This window comes from Paenibacillus sp. EKM212P (genome assembly GCF_011066115.1).
Taxonomy (GTDB): domain Bacteria; phylum Bacillota; class Bacilli; order Paenibacillales; family Paenibacillaceae; genus Paenibacillus; species Paenibacillus polymyxa_B.
This window is the reverse complement of record NZ_JAAMNR010000009.1, coordinates 197,652-214,091: the sequence shown is the minus strand read 5'-3', so window position 1 is coordinate 214,091 and position 16,440 is coordinate 197,652. Positions and strand designations below refer to the sequence as shown.

Annotated in this window: 15 protein-coding genes; 3 read left to right on the top strand and 12 right to left on the bottom strand. The window is 47.5% G+C overall.

Annotated elements, in window-relative coordinates:
• Nucleotides 1-338: 338 nt before the first annotated feature.
• From G9G54_RS22230 to G9G54_RS22180, 11 genes are all read right to left on the bottom strand, one after another.
• Nucleotides 339-1,949 (bottom strand): FAD-dependent oxidoreductase, encoded by a 1,611-nt coding sequence (locus G9G54_RS22230; RefSeq protein ID WP_165179639.1) that lies wholly within the window; start codon nucleotides 1,947-1,949, stop codon nucleotides 339-341.
• Nucleotides 1,950-1,974: 25 nt separating this feature from the next.
• Nucleotides 1,975-2,913, bottom strand: coding sequence for an ROK family protein (locus G9G54_RS22225; protein WP_446723029.1), 939 nt, complete (start codon nucleotides 2,911-2,913; stop codon nucleotides 1,975-1,977).
• A gap of 152 nt (nucleotides 2,914-3,065) precedes the next feature.
• Nucleotides 3,066-3,905: a MurR/RpiR family transcriptional regulator gene (locus tag G9G54_RS22220; RefSeq protein ID WP_165179638.1), complete on the bottom strand. Its 840-nt coding sequence runs from the start codon at nucleotides 3,903-3,905 to the stop codon at nucleotides 3,066-3,068.
• Nucleotides 3,883-4,602 carry an N-acetylmannosamine-6-phosphate 2-epimerase gene (locus tag G9G54_RS22215; RefSeq protein WP_061832130.1) on the bottom strand — a complete coding sequence of 240 codons (720 nt, stop codon included), beginning with the start codon at nucleotides 4,600-4,602 and terminating at the stop codon, nucleotides 3,883-3,885. Before G9G54_RS22215 ends, G9G54_RS22220 begins: the two co-directional genes overlap by 23 nt.
• Nucleotides 4,603-4,607: 5 nt before the next feature.
• On the bottom strand, nucleotides 4,608-6,146 hold the full coding sequence (locus tag G9G54_RS22210; protein WP_165179637.1) for a DUF4127 family protein: 1,539 nt from the start codon (nucleotides 6,144-6,146) through the stop codon (nucleotides 4,608-4,610).
• A gap of 100 nt (nucleotides 6,147-6,246) precedes the next feature.
• Nucleotides 6,247-8,073: a protein O-GlcNAcase gene (locus G9G54_RS22205; protein ID WP_165179636.1), complete on the bottom strand. Its 1,827-nt coding sequence runs from the start codon at nucleotides 8,071-8,073 to the stop codon at nucleotides 6,247-6,249.
• A gap of 50 nt (nucleotides 8,074-8,123) precedes the next feature.
• Nucleotides 8,124-9,014, bottom strand: coding sequence for a carbohydrate ABC transporter permease (locus tag G9G54_RS22200; RefSeq protein WP_069290894.1), 891 nt, complete (start codon nucleotides 9,012-9,014; stop codon nucleotides 8,124-8,126).
• On the bottom strand, nucleotides 9,014-9,895 hold the full coding sequence (locus G9G54_RS22195) for a carbohydrate ABC transporter permease (protein ID WP_165179635.1): 882 nt from the start codon (nucleotides 9,893-9,895) through the stop codon (nucleotides 9,014-9,016). Before G9G54_RS22195 ends, G9G54_RS22200 begins: the two co-directional genes overlap by 1 nt.
• A gap of 63 nt (nucleotides 9,896-9,958) precedes the next feature.
• Nucleotides 9,959-11,233 (bottom strand): ABC transporter substrate-binding protein, encoded by a 1,275-nt coding sequence (locus G9G54_RS22190; RefSeq protein WP_061830677.1) that lies wholly within the window; start codon nucleotides 11,231-11,233, stop codon nucleotides 9,959-9,961.
• Nucleotides 11,234-11,415: 182 nt separating this feature from the next.
• The gene (locus G9G54_RS22185; RefSeq protein WP_023986646.1) at nucleotides 11,416-11,979 is read right to left on the bottom strand and encodes a DUF420 domain-containing protein; all 564 of its coding nucleotides are present in this window, start codon (nucleotides 11,977-11,979) and stop codon (nucleotides 11,416-11,418) included.
• 292 nt (nucleotides 11,980-12,271) lie between these two features.
• Nucleotides 12,272-12,547 (bottom strand): GNAT family N-acetyltransferase, encoded by a 276-nt coding sequence (locus G9G54_RS22180; protein WP_134903211.1) that lies wholly within the window; start codon nucleotides 12,545-12,547, stop codon nucleotides 12,272-12,274.
• 193 nt (nucleotides 12,548-12,740) lie between these two features.
• Here G9G54_RS22180 and G9G54_RS22175 point away from each other — a divergent pair, with 193 nt between their 5' ends.
• From G9G54_RS22175 to G9G54_RS22165, 3 genes are all read left to right on the top strand, one after another.
• Nucleotides 12,741-13,706 carry an ATP-dependent DNA ligase gene (locus G9G54_RS22175; RefSeq protein ID WP_165179634.1) on the top strand — a complete coding sequence of 322 codons (966 nt, stop codon included), beginning with the start codon at nucleotides 12,741-12,743 and terminating at the stop codon, nucleotides 13,704-13,706.
• A 110-nt stretch (nucleotides 13,707-13,816) separates the two neighbouring features.
• The gene (locus G9G54_RS22170) at nucleotides 13,817-14,359 is read left to right on the top strand and encodes a MarR family winged helix-turn-helix transcriptional regulator (protein WP_069290889.1); all 543 of its coding nucleotides are present in this window, start codon (nucleotides 13,817-13,819) and stop codon (nucleotides 14,357-14,359) included.
• The gene (locus tag G9G54_RS22165; RefSeq protein ID WP_165179633.1) at nucleotides 14,344-15,267 is read left to right on the top strand and encodes an alpha/beta hydrolase; all 924 of its coding nucleotides are present in this window, start codon (nucleotides 14,344-14,346) and stop codon (nucleotides 15,265-15,267) included. The genes G9G54_RS22170 and G9G54_RS22165 overlap by 16 nt, the downstream gene beginning before the upstream one ends.
• Nucleotides 15,268-15,329: 62 nt before the next feature.
• On the opposite strand, the gene G9G54_RS22160 is transcribed toward G9G54_RS22165, so the two are convergent.
• Nucleotides 15,330-16,265 (bottom strand): manganese-dependent inorganic pyrophosphatase, encoded by a 936-nt coding sequence (locus G9G54_RS22160; protein ID WP_274597358.1) that lies wholly within the window; start codon nucleotides 16,263-16,265, stop codon nucleotides 15,330-15,332.
• Nucleotides 16,266-16,440: the final 175 nt, after the last annotated feature.

Sequence of the window (16,440 nt, the reverse complement as noted above, 5' to 3'; positions counted from 1 at the left end):
AGATAAAATATCTCTTGTTTGATTTTGCGAACAAAATCGTTTTACTCACTCGTTGTTCAGTTTTCAAAGATCAAACACTTCTCTTTCGCCGCGTTTTTCAGCAGCTATAAGATCATATCATGTTCGTTTCAAAAATGCAAGGGTTATTTTTTTCTTTTTTTTAAGATCATTTCACCCAAGCTTTTCGCTTTTGAAACTGCTGTTTTGTTGTCAGCTCAAATAATATATCATAAATCCAAGCAACTTAGCAAGCACTTTTTTTCATTTTTTTATTTCATCATAAATCCACTCATCTTTCAGCTCATTTAAAATCAGTCGAGGGGCTAGTTGCCCCTTCATTAGCTGATGACTTCCTCTGGCTCAAATACCTCTGCAGGCCAGTGCAGTTCCACACCTTGGCGAAGAAGAACATTTTGAAAACATCCAAGATGCTCTGATGATCGGCTCACTTCAATGGGATATACTTCGTTGGAGACACAGTAAGCCGCTAGGCTTCCCGCTGATTCTCCTATATTCCATTCTGTAGGATGCAATCGATAGCAGCCATTGGCTATTTGGGTCATCCCTATATTTTTGCAGGCAGGAAGTAAATTGCGTACCCTCACCGGAATAAGTGAGCCCAATGGAATTTCATAGGGATAGTTAGGGATGTAGAATGTTCGCTGAGATACCGTAGTTGGATGAAGATCCAAATGATAGCTACCTACACCTACACTGTCTGTATATCGCTTAGGGCCCTCTTCTCCCCGAAGCTCACGACTTACATCAAACTCAGATATCATATAATTGGCCTGGATTCGGCGTGACTCGCGAATATAAGCCGTTTTAGCCAGACCGTCAGAAGTGCCGAGAATATCACCCCGTGGTCGAATTCCCGGATAGCCGAACCCTCCATCTAACCGGGGCGCTTCGGTTTGAAGCCAATATATTAATGAACGAGTCAACTCACGCGCTCCTTCTCGATGTTTTGCCTGCTCCTGAGCGGTGACACCGATCAATGGCCCTAGGTAATAATCATTTTGCGCCCAGTTTAAAAGAGTTACCTCACCATCATTTAGCGGTTTGCTCCATATCGAGGGATCTACAATACGACGATAATCCCATAAGGATACAATACCCTGATCGTTAGGAAACAATGTGAACTGTTTTAGTTTACTGGTATCATCCGCGTCAGTAGCAAACCAGCTCAAAATCGGAAAACGGGAAAAGGACGGAATATAATTTCTCCAGAAATCATATTGTTGCGGCCGCTCTATAATGAAGCTTTCCTGGGGAATATAGTCTACGGCAGCCACATGTGTGATAGATTGCATATCAAAAGGGTTAGCACACTCCAGTGCATGAGGTTCACCCGTAGCAGCCCGCGACTCCGCTCCACTCGTATGCTCCACGCCCGCCATCGGAAGGAGATCACCACACTCTGTCGCATCCAGATAAAACGTTCCGTGCAGCACTCTAAATCCACACTTATGATCAGCGCTATTCGAGGTACGGACAGTTACAGAAGTAATACAGTCCCCATCCGTCTGAACGGCAATAGGCACGGTGTGATAGTATACATGAACGCGCCCCGTATTCAAATAAGGAGCGAGCATATCTTCAAGCACCCGCAGAGCTACCCGTGGTTCATGAGCCAGACGGCTTACCCAACCGTTCCCAGGGTTGAGAATGGGATTATTTCGAGCTTCTTCGGTTAACGGATAGTTCTGACGGTAATAGTCACGTACACGATTACGGAACTCACGGTATGTTGCTGTGCAACCAAATTGTTCGATCCATCGATGCTCATCTGGAGGAACCGCCTGTGAAGTTAACTGCCCCCCTAACCAGTCCGTCTCCTCTGTCACGATGACTCTCATGCCAGCCTTCGCCGCCGCAAGAGCTGCCGATGTCCCCCCCAGACCTCCGCCAATCACAACAATGTCGGTATCAAGCCGTTTTTGCGTCATGGTTCGTTCCCCTTTCATTCTTGTACTAGGACTCGGTCATTTCGAAGGCAAGCCGTGCAGCGCCGATGATTCCAGCGCGATTGCCCAACAATGCCCGACTTACTTCCGTTTGAACTCCAAATTGGTGCAGATGCTTTTCCAGCATAGGCCACCAGACCTCTCCCGTGTCCGCTACTCCTCCGCCTACAATGATCCCCTCAGGATCAAGAGTCACCGAGATGTTAGCTAGAAGTACAGCTAAATCTGCGGTGTAATCATCCAGCACCTGCATTGCCTCCTGGTTACCGTGAACGGCCTCTTTCACAATCTCGTTTCCCGAGCGGTACAATTTACCGACGTGTTCCCTACCTCGACGTAACAGGGCGCTCCCCGATACATATTGCTCGGCGCACCCTTTTTTTCCGCAATTACAGGGGTGTCCTCCGGGGTATAGAATACTGTGCCCCCAATCACCGCCGCTCCAATAAGCCCCTCTGCACAAGAGGCCATTTTCCATATATGCACCTCCGACACCTGTTCCCAACGTGAGCATCACCAAGCGTCGCTTGCCTTTCCCCGCTCCCTGCCACGCTTCTCCAAGTAAAGCGGCGTTCGCATCATTATCAGCAACCGCTCGTAAAGCCAGTTTTTCTTTAGCCCACGTTACTAAGGATGTACCTTGCCAGCCAGGTAGGTTATCTGTGGCATACACAACTACGCCGCTCTCCACATTTACTCTGCCAGCAGTAGCAATGCCTAGAGCGCCTATATCTATATAGGCACCGATGCTGGTATCCCCAAAAGAACGCAACAGTCCGAGCACAGATTCTGACACCTGCGACAACACCCATTCACGTCCACGGGAAGCGTCCGTATCCAGCCGAATTTCATCAAGCACCGATCCGTCCCGTGCCACTATGGCGGCCTTCACCGATGTGCCCCCAATGTCGATTCCAATGACTCTGTTCACAGCAGCTACCACCACACCAACCTCCTTGTTGCCCTACATAAAAGCTTACTAGCTCTTTGTACAAACCTTCTATTAATAGCAATACTTGAAATAGCCATTCATAAGCACCACAAACACAAGTCATTGAACTGTCGGAGCACAAGTTTTCAATTCACAACTGAAAAATCTCAATAGCTTCGTTCAATAACGGCCCTCGCTGTTTTTTCCTTCATCTGTTTGGTGTGATTCGTATGCTTGCGAGCAAGCCCTTCGCAGATGAGGTCAATCACGAATAGTTGTGAGATTTTAGCGCCGATTGAACCACCTTCTATTGGAGCTTCCTTGCCTGCGGTCAGCAACACGATATCCGCAATGGAGGTAATGGGTGATTTCGCATAATTTGTAATTGCGATAACCGTTGCACCGTTTTGCTTGGCTTTATGCAGCATATCGTTCGTATCCAGCGTACTTCCTGATACACTGATACCGATAGCCACATCACCCGGGTTCATGGACACCGCCATCATCGACTGAATATGTCCGTCTGCCACAGCCTCGGCGCGACGCCCGATCCGTAAGAAACGGTTTTTAGCATCCTGCGCAGAAATTCCCGAAGCGCCCACACCGAAAAATTGAACATAGCCCGCTTGATCGAGACACGCAATCGCACGACCAAGCTCTGAATGGTCCAGCAGCCCCATACTGGAGTGCAAAATATCGAGCATGTTGTGATACACCGTACGCGTAATATCTTGCTCGTCATCTGGGTCGATGTTCTCCTCGCCCATATCACTTTTACGATAAGTCTGGTTTTGCGCCAGGGACAGTCGGAAATCCTGATAGCCTTTGAAACCAATCTTCCGGCAAAAGCGCATGACGGTCGTTTCACCTGTACCTGCAAAATCCGCCAGCTCTGTCACGGAGAAATATATGATGTCTGCGGGATGCTCCAGTACGCACAAGGCGACTTTCTGCTCCGATTTCGTTAATGAAGGATAATATGTGTTAATTCGGTCGTTCATCTCCATAGATGCATTTCACTGCCTTCCTTGCGGCATCGGCAAACCGCTGCGTAATCAATTGGGGTCTGGTAATCGCCGAGCCTACAACCACTGCATGTGCTCCCATTCGGAATGCTTCCTCAACCTGCGCCGGATCATAGATTTTGCCCTCTGCAATTAAAGGAACAGGAACCAGTTCTGACGCTCTCCGAACCAGCTCCAGATCAGGACCCTCAATCCGAGTAGAGTACGGTGTATACCCGGATAACGTGGTGGATACGCAGTCTGCGCCAAGAGAGGCCGCATGAAGCGCCTCCTCCAGTGTCGAAATGTCTGCCATGGAAGTAACTCCCTGCTCATGGGCATAATCTATGAGCCTCTTCAGCTTGCATCCCGCTGGGCGCGGTCGTAATGTGGCATCCAGCGCAATGATATCCGCGCCTGCCTCCACCAGTTCCTCCATTTCACGAAGGGTAGGCGTAATGTAAATATCAGAATCATCATAATCCCGCTTAATCAAGCCAATGACTGGTAGAGAAATCGCCTGTTTAATCGCACGTACATCCGATGCGCCATTGGCACGAATCGCTACAGCTCCACCTTGCTGTGCGGCAAGCGCCATTTTGACCATAGAATCTGCTCCATGCAACGGTTCGCCTGGCAGCGCCTGACAGGATACGATCAGTCCGTGCTGAACTTTGGATAACACACCTTCCATTCCCATAGGAATCACCCTCTCTTCTCGGCATGATGCCGTACGGTTAATCCGACTTCAAAGGTGCGGTTCCACGGCATGTAGCAATCTGTAATTTCCACGCGGCCTTCCGGCCCGTTCACATATTCATTGAGCGCCTGCTCCAGCCGTCCGTGAATAACCGCAGCTACCGAGCCTCTCGGTCCATCGAGCATAAACTTGGTAAAACCCATCTGCTCCACAATCCCGTTATTCATAGCCGTACGTACCACAGCGCAATAACAGGCATCCTCGGCGTAGCGCAGCGACAGAAAATCCAAATGTTCCTCCGTAGAGCCATAGTGGGTATACAGCATAGACTGGGCAATGACGGTGCCCAGCGTGTTAGAACTGGTATTCCAGCCTGCATAACCCGCCAGCTTAAAAAGCAGTCCTTTTTGCTTCAATAGTCTAATTAGCTTGAGATCTGCTCCGTTGGCGTAGCCCACATCAGCAACTGCAACATTTTGACCTGCATATTGCAGCATATAAGAACCGTACTCAACCAGCTCTACTACATTCCGATGTACATCATATCCGGTCATTGCACGCTGCTGGGATGAAGCTTCTGCCATCGTGTCACCGGGTGTGTTAGCCAACAAAATCAAATCAGCCTCCATTGCTGAGGAAGCTATTAGCCCACCTGCCGCCATAATCTGATATTTTAAGGTTTCGTAAAAATAGCGATCTTCAAAAAGCGGAACTACGAATGCCCCCTGCAAAGCAGACAATCGAGGATACACCAGTGGGACTACATTATTCATCTTGTTAACCCAACGAGCCAGCAACGTACAACCCACTTCATCTGCTCCCGGGTACATGTATACATTCAAATCCAGCCCAAGCTCAGAAATACGACTTCTTAGCCGCTGCTGATCCTTGGCGGTATAGCCGTAGGGAGCCGAATCATCCTGTGGGATGATCATAAAATCAATGATACCTTCTGCTACGAGATCCAGTGCAACTTCATTGGCCTCCAAATTCGCATGGCGACGCCCCAAGTAATCATCCAGTATTTCCATTGGCAAACGCTCGTTAATATCAACTAATTCAAGCAACTCTTCTGCGGTAGCGATCCCCAGTTCCTGACGATGCTCAATGAAGCCCTTTCTGAATATCTCACGACCCCAATCGGCATAGTAATCCGGTTCTTCATCAGCCAAAGAGTATTGCGGACAACGCATAATCAGTTGAAATGCATACAGAGTCAGTTGCGGATATAATTGCTTTAGCCTGCGAAGCCGATTCACTCTATCTCTGACCTGCTCGCTCGACATACCGTGTAGTCGAGAAGGTACGATTCCTCCGTACAGCAACGTATCCATCGCAACAATGGCTCCATCAGCAGTTGCTGCGCTTTCTTCGAGCCATGCCCATAGTCTGGTCGTATCGCCAGGGGTTTTCTTTTGCCCCATCCATTCCAATGGGGGCCGCTCCATTTCCAAGTCTGTGCCTTGTGCCAGTAAATAAGGAAATTGATAATTACAGGGCCGCTCATCCAGCGGTATAAAAAGTAATCGGGTGTTTGACTTCACCGTACATTCCACCTCTCCTGAAAATTACCGTTATCCTAACGGCAAATGATTATTTACAGGGCAGCTATGCTGCCTTGGTTTCTTAATCCATCGCAAACACTCACAAGATCAGCCGATATTTGCCTTGTTCATCCTGATCGACATAACCCCACTGCGCGGCAGCACGGATCGCCGGATTGCTACCCAGCCGAGCCTCCGCTTCTAAGCAAGCAGTGATACCGCGTCGCAGTTCTCCTGCGATTTCGTCCGTCAGAGGCGACGGCTCTTGCCCGTCAACTGCTTCGCTCGACGTGCTGCTCTCCCCCGACTGTGCATCGTCCTGTCGCTCGCTGCTGAGCGCAGCTGGACGCAGCACCTGCCACAGGCCCGCATCCAGCTCGGCACGTTCCAGCCACGGTGCAGCCTGGGACACGAACCCTGCGGCTAGATCATCGGCAGGCACGTTCCGCAGGACGCTCACCGCCTGAAGCAGCCGCTCAAAGTACATATCCAGCGCAGGGATATCGCGCATTTTCAAAGCAAGGTCCACGTCCTCATACGCGCTGCCGCCCAGTCGGCTGTTCCTGTTTTGACGACAGAAAAACATCAGTTCATCCGCACGCTCTCCCGCTAACTCCCGCGCAGCCCATTCCCAAGATAGCTCAGGCATATACCGTTCACTGTTCCACATGTAGTGGGACATCGTAATGAGCGTCACTTTGGAGCATTCCCACTGATTCATCGGGTTGGCCACCATACCGGTATGTCCGCAGTCCGGTAGCCCGGAATACCGTCCGCGTAGCGGATCAAGGAATAACCGATCATGGTCACAATCATTCACCGGGATGTTATCCCACAGCCACAGCTCATGCCCAAAGTATGCATGATTATCAACGGCGTGCTCGCGACTAATCTGTGGGGCAAAAACAAAGTACCCCGTCCAGAACACCTTAATCTCCGGATGCAGCCGCTCACGGAAATCCTTTTTGTATTCGGTATCCCAATATGACCAATATTCCGAAGGACAGACCGTCAGCGTAAATTCAGGCAGTCGTTCAGCCAGCCATGCATGCACCTTGTTCGTCAAAAAGACATGAGCGTGACCCGAGCGGCCCAGCAAATGTCGATTTTCCCCTTTGAGTACATAGTCAATGTCATCCATTAATACAGAAAAATGACGTACGCCAATCGCAATCACGGCCGCCAGCTTTTCCGTCAATTTGAGGAAATCTTCATCGCTGCCAAAGCTCAGGTCGTTCCCTGGGCTGATACAATAATGAAAATCAACCTCATGCCGTTCGCAGGCTTCCTTTAATTCGCGGATCTGGTCAAACGTATCCTCAGGGTACGGTTCTCTCCATAGCTCACGATGATATGGATCATCCTTGGGGGCATACATGAACGTGTTCATCCGATGCGCAGCCATAAAACGGACGGCATCCAGCCGATCCGCGAAACTCCACGGTTTCCCATAGAAGCCCTCAATAATTCCTCGGACCGGAAAGGAAGGATCATCCCGAATAGACATCACCGGCAGAGTACATCGCTCCTGTTCCACCTGAAGCAGGAGATGCAGGGCATCCATACCGTATTTGAGCCCTCTTTTATTGGAAGCGTGGATTTCAATCCGCCCGTCCTTCTGAATGTCCAACCGATATCCGTCTGCAGCAAGTGTTCCGTCATATTCGAGCACCAACTGTACGCTTCCCCGTGTTTCAGTCGGTACACCCGGTCCTGGAGGTACAATGAGCTTGATCGGTCCCTCAGGGTCCAGCACACCTTCATACTCCTGATTCATTGCAAAGCGAGAGGACAGTTCACAGATCAGTCGCGGTTCGGAGATAACCAGCCTTTCCCCGCTGTCATACACATCACGAAAATAATATTGTATCTCCTGCCGTGATAGCCCTTCACCTGAATGAGGCCCCATTCCTTTGGACAATTTCATCGCAATCGTCTCCTTCCCTTCACAGGCTCTTCGTAGCCGTGACTACTGGCTTATCCTTTTACCGCTCCCGCCAGACCTTCCATATAGTAGCGCTGCGTAAACAGGAACAATATAATGATCGGCAGTACCGAAATCATTGTGCCTGCAGCAATCCAGCCGAAGTTATAGGCAAATTGACCGTTGAGATACGTGAGCGCAGCTGCCAGCGGATATAGCTCCGTATCGTTCAAAATAACGATAGGCCACAGAAAGCTGTTCCAGAACGACATCGCCTCCAATAGAGAGATTACAGCCAGCGCTGGCTTGACCAGCGGAAGCACCAGCTGCCACCAAATTCGGAACTCCGAAGCGCCGTCCATTTTACCGGAATCACGCACATCGGTAGGAATATGAATAAACGTCTGTCGCATTAGAAAGATGTTGAAAACGGAGACTGCCCCAGGCAACACCACACCCAAATAGGTATTGCCTAGATGAAGCCCTTGAATGGTCAGATAATGCACAATAAATGCGGTGTAGGAAGGAATAATCATCGTGGCAATCAGCAGCGTAAACACCAGATTTTTACCCTTAAAACGAAATACAGCCAAGGGATATCCTGTCAGACTGGCGAGCACCACATTGAGCACAACGCCCAACACCGTAATGATGACCGTATTCAGCATATACTTTGGAAAATTCATGAACTGCCACACCTGAACGTAGTTGTCGAAATCAATAAAGGTCGGAAAAATAGCGGGTGGCGTTGAAAAAATGTTGCGGCCTGGCATGAGGGATACGCTGAGCAGCCATAGGAACGGTCCCATTAAAAAGAGGGCGAGTAGCACTAGAAGCACGTAGATGACCGTCATTCTCAGTATTCGAGCAAGACTGCGCATGATGCGGCTGCTTTCCTTTTTAGGAAGAGATGAGCGTAGCATTTTGTCATCCTTTAGATTCATCAATAGGGATTGACACCGCCTTTCCTATTGAATCGGAATACGATAATACTAAGTACGGCAATCATTGCACCGACAATTAAGCCAAGCGCGGAAGCATATCCAAAATTAAACTGCTCCATGCCCTTTTGAAAAATATACAAGCTGGATGTCAACGTGGCCGTTCCCGGCCCACCCTTGGTTAGTACATACACTTCATCAAATACGCGAATAGCTGACATGAGCGATATAAGGGTACAGAACAGAACGTAGGGTCTCAGCAGCGGAAGAGTAATATGGACAATCAGACGCCATCGGCTTGCTCCGTCGACTCTAGCGGCTTCGTACAGATCTTGGGGAATATTTTGTAATCCAGCCAGATAGAGCATCATATAATACCCGAGTCCCTTCCACATTGTGATGAACATTAGTACATACAAAGCCAAGTTGCTGTCCGATAACCAGTGTATGTCTTTGCTAATCAAGCCGACCTGCATGAGCAAGTAGTTCACTATGCTGTTTTTGCCCAACAGCCAGCTCCAAATTAAGGCTACCGCTACCATCGAAGTCACAACAGGGATGTAGTAGGTCGTACGAAATATTTTAATTCCCGGGATACGGCTATTCACAAGCACAGCCATCAGGATGGAGAAAGTTTGAAGAAAGGGGACAATAAGCACGTACAACAATGAGTTCCAAATCGAAATAAGAAAGTTACGGTCCTTAAACGCCGCCTCAAAATTATCCAAGCCGACAAAATGGGTGTCTGATATGACAGAGTAGTCCGTCAATGCCAGCGGAATGCTGTAAATAATAGGCCAAAATACAAAGACGGCAAGCAATAACAGTCCCGGCGTCATAAAGGCCCAGGCCGTAAAGGACTCCGACCTCAACCATTTGATCATGCTGCATCACCACCTGATTTTGATAAATGAACAGGGGAGTATTCACTTACTCCCCTGTCAAACCTATTGCTTTAAAATATCGTTTACTTCCTGCTCCAGAGCAGTAAGCGTCTGCTTCGTATCCGTGCCGTTCAATACCATATTTTGTAAAGCTCGCGCAATGGCACTGTTCACATCTTTGGCATTAGGCACACCGACCATATAATCTGTCGCCTTATCCAAGCTTTGCGCGGATACTACCTTGGCTTGTGCTTCTAATGATTTGTCAGACTGAGTAAAATATGGATCTTTAATGGAGTCTTTCGTGGAAGGTAGTGTATTCGCCGCTTTAGAAAAAGCTGTTTGACTCTCTGCGTTTGTCAAGAAAACGGCAAATTTCACTGCTTCGTCCACATGTGCAGACTTAGCAGGTACGACCAGGTCCATGGAGTTGGAGAGCCGCACATCGGCTTTGCCGGTTGGGACAGGGACAGCAATTGTGTTCTTATAAACATCCGGCGCTGCCGTTTTGATAAAATTGATGAACGTCGGGCCTGCCAGCTCGAAAGCAACCTGCTCGCCGGCATAATATTTCACTTGTTGTGAGAATTCAGCGTCTTCCTTGAGTACAATGCCATCTTCCATCTGTTTTTTCAGATTATCAATCATAGTGACTGCTTCTGGTGTGTTGAACGCCGCTGCTGTCTTTTCTTTATTTAGGATAGGAATGCCGTCCACAGCGAAAAGCTTGGATACAAGCTGCTGAGCATAGCCTGCCTTGCCAATTTTTCTATTAATCTGACGGCCCCATTCAGACAATTCCTCCCGGGTTTTGGGCGGATGGGCAGGGTCCAATCCGGCAGCTTTGACCAGCTTTGTATTCATGTAAAGCACTTCTGTACCGGTATACCAGGGTAGCGCATAAGCTTTACCGTTAATAACTGTAGAATTATAAATACCCTCGAAATAAGCAGCCTTTTCCTCGGGCGACAAATGCTCATTCATATCAACAACAGCACCCTTGGAGCCCATTTGGCTAGCAAATTCTGTATTGAGATTGACTACATCTGGACTGCTGTTGCTAGCGATACTTGTCAACAGCTTATTGGTTACTGCGTCATAAGGGTAATCCTTCCAGTCAATTTTGACATTGGGGTTCTTCTGCTCATAATCGGCAATCACCCGATTGAAATACGGGGTAAATGTAGGTTGTAGTGCAATGGTCCAAAATTGCAGTGTTACTTTCCCTCCGTCAACCTTTTCCGACTTTGATCCTCCACCACCGCAGCTGCTCAGCAGTACAACCAGCGCTAGCATAGATACAAGCAACCGTAACCTGCCTTTCGCTTTCTTTGTCACATGGTGACCCCCTTATTCTTAGTTGATTAAGGCAAATTATAGCAGAAATGCCGCTAAAGAAGGAACGTTTTTTCAATAAAATAAATTTAGAAGGAATAATTTTTCTTTTATTGGATACAAAAAAGACGTCTCTTCAGCAGAGACGCCATTTCCCTAAATCAACCCGCAAAGGGTTTAATCTATTAATAGTATGGGGCCATGAAAACGTACACCAGTACCCCGGTCAAGCTCACATATAGCCAAATCGGCATCGTCCAGCGTGCAATCTTACGATGTTTTGCTACCTGCATCGTCCATCCCCATACAACCGTGAACAGGGCCAGCGGTACAATAATCGCAGCCAGTATGCTATGCGAAATCAACAGCGTAAAGTAAATCGGCCGAAGGATACCCACCCCACCATATTTTGCAGTTTCCGGCGAAATGTAGTGAAAGGTCAGATAGGAAAATAAAAATAAAACGGTGCTGGCGAAGGCCAGTAAAACAAAGGTCTTATGAAGCTTAATGTTCTTTTTGAAAATAGCAACCAGTGCAGCCACCAGAAAAATAAATGTGAAGCTGTTAAAAATCGCATTCAGCCTTGGGAAAATAGTGAGATCAAAACTCACACTACCCTGGTATCCGATCGGCGAAAAGAACAGCAGCAAAATAATCACGTTGGCTATAATGGAAACGGTGATAATCAAGGCTGTAAAATTACGATTGCTCGTTGGAACGTACTGCTTGTCCTCACTCGCTTTATTCATCATGAGCGTCTCCTTCGTTAAATTCAGGTTTTCGTTACTGTTGTAGTCATAACCATAATATATTATATAGAACTCATGGACAGCCTGTGAAGTGACAACAGTATGAACAATTTCATAGCCATCTGTCAGAAAATATGCTTCAACATTTGAGAATAGCCCTTTACTTCCCTATATCAACGGTAGAATGCATTGATTTTACAAGCTTTATGCACACAAAAAACACCGGGAAGGTCTGATTACCCGCTCCGGTGTTGTATCGGTTATGCAATTAAGCAGCCTTGATGATCCATATTCATTGCTGCCATACGTCACTGTATTCCTGATGGCGCTTGAACAGAGCAAGCGCGTACGAGCAAGCAGGAATAACCTTTTTATGCTCATTCCTTGCCATATCAACCACTCGGTCGATAAGCTCCTTGCCGATTTTTTGACCCCGTAACTGCTCGGATACAAATGTATGGTCAATGACCAATGAGTGGTCATCTATGGATTTATAGCCTACTTCTGCAACTACCTGTCCATCATCCACCATGACTACTGCATGGTCCTCCTCGCGAATTTGTCTCATGAAACCAATCTCCTTTCTGACTGAAGAACATCCCGTTACAACTCCATGCTACGAATTTACTGCAATCACTTCATGCCGACGCAAGATATCCTTATCATTCCCCTATTTAGGAATCAGCGAAACATCACATACATAAAATAAGATCTATCGTCGACACTATATTTATTCCAATGAAGGCAAGGGAGGTGCTGCGTTGCGTACGGAATTAAAACCTGTCATCCCGTTTGAACCGGAACTGAGCGAAAAAGTACCTGTAGATGCAACAGGCCTTTGGCGTTACGAAATAAAATGGGACGGTACGAGAATTTTGACGTATCACGATCAGGGCAGCACGCGTCTGTTCAACCGCAAACAGCACGAACGAACGCTTTTATACCCGGAGCTTGCTCTCTTCCCCTCCTACTGTAAGGCTGATTCGGTCATATTGGACGGGGAAATGATCGCACTCGGTGCCGACGGTAAGCCATCGTTCCATGAAATTATGCGACGGGATCTGATTCGTCGGACGGATCGAATTCAGTCAGCCTATAAAGCTGTACCCGCTACTTACATGTTGTTTGATATTGTTTATCTGAACGGGGAGTGGGTTCATCTTAAACCGTTACAGGAAAGGCTTGAACTGCTGCATCAGATCATCATACCGAATGAACGGATTCAACTGGCTCCCGCTCATCCTGATGGACAAGCTCTATTTCAGGTCATGTGCAGCCAAGGAATGGAAGGCATTGTGTGTAAAAAGCTGGATAGTCCGTACACATTGGGCGGAAAGGACGGACGATGGCTCAAGGTCAAAAATTATGGCGATATCATTGCCGTTATCGGTGGCTATACCCTGAACGGAGGCATTATCAACGCTGTGTTGCTGGGCCAATATGATAAACAAGGAATGCTGCGCTATATCGGGCATGTGGGTACGGGTAAGCTGACTCGGGGAGATTGGCGTCAGCTTACCGAGCGCCTGCTGCCACATACCATATCGGAACGACCCTTTAGCAATAAACCGGATCGGCATCAAGATGCGTTTTGGGTGCAACCCATGTATACCGCCAAGGTTCAATATAGTGAGTGGCGGTGGCAAGAAGGACGTACCCTGCGTCAGCCCTCCATACAAGCCTTTGTGAATCAGGGCCTCGATCAGTGTATCGGTCCCTGGATATGACGTTTTACAGATATATTTTAAAAAAATGCGGAACAAAGTTTGTATAAATCATTGCAACCAGTGGTTAATTAAATTACAGTTAACTAATTAACTACATCGAGGTGGATCGCATGTTCTTTTTTTTGGACTCCGAAATTCGTCAACTGGCCTATAATCTCTTTCCAGGTGGCAATAAACCGATTGGTGTTTTGGTAGATTTATTTTCCATAACGTATGAAATACGTAAGAATATGGAAAAACGTTCACGTGAATTTGGTCTCTCCTACGGGCAATATATCGCGCTTTGTGTACTTTCAGCGCAAAGAGATGAAATGTCATCTCCTTCTGCTTTGGCTGATAAGATGGGTGTAAGCCGGGCAGCAATCAGTTCTATGGTTATTTCTCTCGAACAAGAGGGATTCATTAATAAATATGACGATCCCAATGACAAGCGGGGAGTGTTTGTGTCCCTGAACGATAAAGGAAGAAGTAAAATTCAACAGATGGATCCCTTTTTCGTAGGGCTGGCGTCACGTTTGATGTCAGACTTTAGTGAGTCGGAAATCTGTCAGTTCCAAACCTATTTGTCACGTGTACGTTCTGCGTTTGAAGATGTTAAAGGTTCGCGTCTAACCGACTCCAGAGAGGAGAGAGAAAAATGGTGCGAAGACTGAGACAAAAACTGTTCGTCAAACTTGCCCGCATATCGGATGGCAGAATGGTAGCTGCGTCCGATTTCAAACCTTCGCATTCTCCCAAAGTACATCGGAAAGAAAGGATCATCCCCACCTCTGTTGGTGACTCCAGGGTGATTGTATATGAACCTTCTCACCGGTCTGCTGATCCACTCCCTGTATTCGTTAATTTCCATGGCAGCGGTTTTGTAATGGGCAGCGCCGAAATGGATGATCCCTGGTGCCCGGTCATTGCTGAACGTGCGAATTGCGTCGTCGTTAATGTTGATTATCGCTTGGCCCCGGAACATAAATTCCCTATCCCGCTACAGGAAAGCTATGATGTGACCCAATGGTTGTACGAGCATCCTGATGTGCTTAACGTAGATCCTCAACGCATTGCGGTTGGGGGACACAGTGCGGGTGGCAATCTAGCGGCAGCGCTGTGTCTTATGGCCCGAGAGCGCAAGGAATTTCCGATTGTATATCAGGTACTGGATTACCCACCACTGGATATTGCTACAAATCCCAAATTGAAGCCCCAATTCGAGAAGGGGATTCCACCACGAGTAGCAAAAATCTTTAATGAAAGTTATCTGAACTCACCAGATGAGGCGCGAAATCCGTTAGTTTCCCCCATTTTTGCAGAATCACTACATAATCTCCCTCCTGCTCTGATCATAACCGCGGAGTTGGACTCCTTGGCTGACGAAGCCGAGTTGTATGCCAAACGGCTGATTAAAGCAGATGTCCCTGTGAAGTATAAAAAATACATGGGTGCCGCACATGCCTTTACCCATAGCGGCGATCTCGCTGTAGCTGAAAACGCCTGGCACCTGATGAGCGATCAGTTGAAATTGGCATTTGAATTCCGCATCGGGGACGTCCTGGCAGAACTGAAGAAATAAAAATAAGCCCCCTGCTCCCACTGCCATCATACAGTCGGGTTCAGGAGGCTTATTATTTATCATTACAAACTGTTAAAAGCGTCAGTCAATACAGGCACAATTTGCGATTTGCGCGATACAACGCCTTTTAGAACAGCCTTATTGTCGTCCAACTGAACATTATAGGCTTTCTCAACCGCTTGTGCTTGGCTTCCCAGGGCAATACCAATGGAATCACTGTTCACAATGTCTGTTACAACGAACAGGAACAGATCGAGATTTTTGGCCTCAATGGTTTGGGATAATGCAGCTTCTAGGTCAGCCTGACGCGATAGCACATCGTTGACGTCTACTGCGTTCACTTGAGCAATTTCCACTTTGCGACCATTCATCTGAAATTCTTTGGCATCCAGACTTACTAACTGTTCAATGGTATGACCACTCAAATCAGCTCCCGCTTTAAGCAAGTCAAATCCGTAACGATCTGCATCCACACCAGCAATTTCAGCCAGTTCACGAGCAGCAGCTACGTCTTGATCCGTGCAGGTTGGGGATTTGAACAACAGGGAATCGGAAATAATCGCGGACAACATTAGACCTGCGATTTCTTTCGGAATCGCTACACCATTTTCCTTGTAGAGCTTGTTCAAAATGGTGGCTGTGCAACCCACTGGCTCAGCGCGGAAGTATAACGGCTGGCTTGTTTCAAAGTTAGCGATCCGGTGATGGTCGATGACTTCAGTTACACGTACCTTGTCAATATCAGCGGCGCTTTGCTGGCGTTCATTATGATCGACCAGAATGACGTTGTCCGTTTCAGCAGAAACCTGCTCAACCAGACGTGGCGCGCTCACTTTGAAATAATCTAGTGCATACTGCGTTTCCCCGTTCACCTCGCCCAGACGAACCGGCTCTACGTCCGCGCCCAGTTTGGTTTTTAAGTCTGCATAAGCAATAGCTGAGCAAATGGTATCCGTATCCGGATTTTTATGCCCGAAAATCAATGTTTTTGCCAACATAATCGACTCCTTTGCCTTAGGCATTTTACATGATTGTGAAACCTCAACAATTCCAATGCAGATTATATCATTAAATCTCGCATTCTCCCATTCCCCTTCGATTGTTTTCAAAAATAATCTAGTAAATTCATAACATTTCCATGGAATCTATATGTGATGTTACCCTTATTTTTTC